Below are 3,024 nucleotides of genomic sequence, written 5' to 3'. Positions count from 1 at the left end.
GCGCTGGCGCTCGACACTTCGGCACTGGAGCCGAGCGCCAGCGCCATGGCGGCTGCGGCGTGATCGTCGAGCAGGCCGCGCAGAGTGAGCGTGACTTCGGTCTCGGCGGCTGGCAGCACCTTGAAGGTGACGTCGGTGAATACAGCCAGCGTGCCCCAACTGTTGGCCATGAGTTTGGACAGGTCATAGCCGGTGACGTTCTTGACCACGCGGCCACCGGACTTGAACGCCTCGCCGCGACCAGAGACGGCTGCTATGCCGAGGATGTGGTCGCGCGCCGCCCCCGCCTTCAGCCGGCGCGGGCCGGACAGGTTCGAGGCCAGCACGCCGCCGATCGTGCCTTTTCCCTTTTCGCCGCCGAGCAGCGGGCCATAGTCCAGCGGCTCGAAGGCCAGCTGCTGGCCGTTTTCGGCAAGCAATTTTTCGATCTCGGCGAGCGGCGTGCCGGCCTTCGCCGACAGCACCAGTTCGGCCGGCTCGTAAAGCGTGACGCCGGACAGTTTCGACAGGTCGAGCGTGTGCTCGGTCTGCAGCGGACGGCCGATGCCGCGCTTGGAGCCATGGCCGAGGATTTCGAGCGGCGATTCTTCTGCCGCAGCCCAGGCGACGGTGGAGAGGGTTTCGGTTGCGGTCGAAGGGGTGAAGATGGTCATGGCGATCTCTGGTTCCTCGCCCGCGCGAAGCGGGGGAGAGGTGGCTCGGGCGAAGCCCGAGACGGAGAGGGGGCAATCATAGAGCGCCACCCCCAACCTTCTTGGCCGCAAAAACGAACCTCAGGTCCGAGGCGATCACGTCTTCGGCCAATCGCCCTTCCAGCACCGCAAGGATAGTCTCGCAAACGCTCGTCCGGCCCTTGAGTACGTCGACATTCCAGAACCGCACGACCGAGAACCCTTCGCCACGCATGAATTCGTCGCGTCGCCTATCGTAGGAACTCCCGGCATGCTGACTTCCGTCCAGTTCAACGACCAGCTTTTCGCTTCGGCAGGCGAAGTCGGCGAAATATGGCCCGATCGGCATCTGACGCACGAATTTGTATCCGCCCAGCTTCTTGGCCTTCAGCTCGTTCCAGAGGGTTGCTTCCGCCGGATTGTTGCCATGGCGAAGCGCGCGGGCACGCGCGATCCTTTCAGGTGAGCGTCGGCTTGGCACGTCGGCCGCAGGCCCCCTCTCCGTCTCGGGCTTCGCCCGAGCCACCTCTCCCCCGCTTCGCGGGGGCGAGGAACCGTCATTTTGAGACGTTGCCATCAAAACCTCGGAATGTCCGGAAACGCCATTTGCCCGCGATGCACGTGCATGCGTCCGAGCTCGGCGCAGCGGCGCAGCTGCGGAAACACCTTGCCCGGATTGAGCAGATGGTTGGGATCGAAAGCGCATTTGACCCGCATCTGCTGGTCGAGGTCGATCTGGTTGAACATTTCCGGCATCAGGTCGCGCTTCTCCACCCCTACCCCGTGCTCGCCGGTCAGCACGCCGCCGACCTTGACGCAGAGCCGCAGGATGTCGGCGCCGAAGCTTTCCGCCTTGTCGAGCTCGCCCGGCATGTTGGCGTCATAGAGGATGAGCGGATGCAGGTTGCCGTCGCCGGCATGGAAGACATTGGCGACGCCGAGCCCGTATTTCTCGGAGAGCTCGCGCATGCCGGCGAGCACGCGCGGCAGTTCCTTGCGCGGGATGGTGCCGTCCATGCAGTAATAGTCGGGTGAGATGCGGCCGACCGCCGGGAAGGCTGCCTTGCGGCCGGCCCAGAAGCTCAGCCGCTCCTGCTCCGACTGCGAAATGCGGCAGGTGGTCGAGCCGTTCCTGTAGGCGATGGCTTCGACAAGGCCGATCAAATGATCGACCTCGACGCCCGGCCCGTCGAGCTCGACGATCAGCAGCGCCTCGACATCCAAGGGATAGCCGGCATGGACGAAATCCTCGGCTGCGTGGATCGCCGGGCGGTCCATCATCTCCATGCCGCCCGGGATGATGCCGGCGCCAATGATGTCGGCGACGCATTGGCCGCCCTGCTCGCTGGTCGGGAAGCCGATCAAAAGCGCGCGCGCCGTCTCCGGCTTCTTCAGGATGCGCACGGTAACCTCGGTGACGACACCCAGCAGCCCTTCGGAACCGGTCATGACCCCGAGCAGGTCGTAGCCTTCCGCGTCGAGATGCTTGCCGCCGAGCCGCACCACCTCGCCATTCATCAGCACCATCTCGATACCGAGCACATTGTTGGCGGTAAGGCCATATTTCAGGCAATGCACGCCACCGGAATTTTCCGCGACATTGCCGCCGATCGAGCAGGCGATCTGGGAGGATGGATCGGGGGCGTAGTAAAAACCCTCCTGCTCGACGGCGGTGGTGATGCCGAGATTGGTGACGCCCGGCTGGGCGACGACGATGCGGTTGGGAAAATCGATCTCGAGAATGCGGTTGAACCGGCTCATGACTAGCAGCACCGCGTCTTCGAGCGGCAGCGCCCCGCCGGACAGCGACGTGCCGGAGCCGCGCGGCACAACGCGGATGTTGCGGTCGTTGCAATAGTTCAGCACGCGCGAGACCTGCGCCACCGTTTCGGGCAGCACCACGACCAGCGGCAATTGCCGATAGGCGGTGAGGCCGTCGCTCTCGAAGGCGCGCATTGAATTGGCAGCGTCGACCACGCCTTCGCCGGGCACGATGATGCGCATATCGGCGACGATCTCGTCGCGCCGGCGCATCGTGGCGTCGTCTGGCTTCGGCATCAGCAGGCCGGACATCAACAGCCTCCTTCGATTGACTGGTAAAAATCTTTTACCAGTGGCGGGTGCGTGTTGCAAATCCTGCTTGGCCGAAATCGGAAGCCGACGCCGGGACCGGCTTCTGCGGCGGCAATCTGCCGCTGGCTTTCTCCCCCCTTGAGGGGGAGATGGCCGCGAAGCGGTCAGAGGGGGTCCAGGCGCGTAAAGTGCCAACGTCATTTCTTGTCGGTAGAGCGTTGGCGCTCCACCGAGGCGACCCCCTCTGTCGCCTTCGGCGACATCTCCCCCCCCAGGGGGG

3 protein-coding genes are annotated in these 3,024 nt (G+C 64.6%); all 3 read right to left on the bottom strand.

Annotated elements, in window-relative coordinates; translation table 11 throughout:
* Positions 1-653, bottom strand: a 653-nt coding sequence (locus tag EOC93_RS33170; protein ID WP_127206721.1) for an FAD-binding protein, incomplete at its 3' end; no start/stop codon positions are given.
* A gap of 76 nt (positions 654-729) precedes the next feature.
* Positions 730-1,197, bottom strand: a complete 468-nt coding sequence (locus tag EOC93_RS33165) for a DUF559 domain-containing protein (protein ID WP_127206720.1) — start codon at positions 1,195-1,197, stop codon at positions 730-732.
* A 50-nt stretch (positions 1,198-1,247) separates the two neighbouring features.
* Entirely contained in the window at positions 1,248-2,744 is a 1,497-nt protein-coding gene (locus EOC93_RS33160; RefSeq protein ID WP_127206719.1) for an FAD-linked oxidase C-terminal domain-containing protein, read from the bottom strand.
* Positions 2,745-3,024 lie beyond the last annotated feature (280 nt).

This window comes from Mesorhizobium sp. M6A.T.Ce.TU.002.03.1.1 (assembly GCF_003997275.1).
Taxonomy (GTDB): domain Bacteria; phylum Pseudomonadota; class Alphaproteobacteria; order Rhizobiales; family Rhizobiaceae; genus Mesorhizobium; species Mesorhizobium mediterraneum.
The sequence above is the reverse complement of the archived record's forward strand: the minus strand, read 5'-3'. Positions and strand labels throughout refer to the sequence as shown.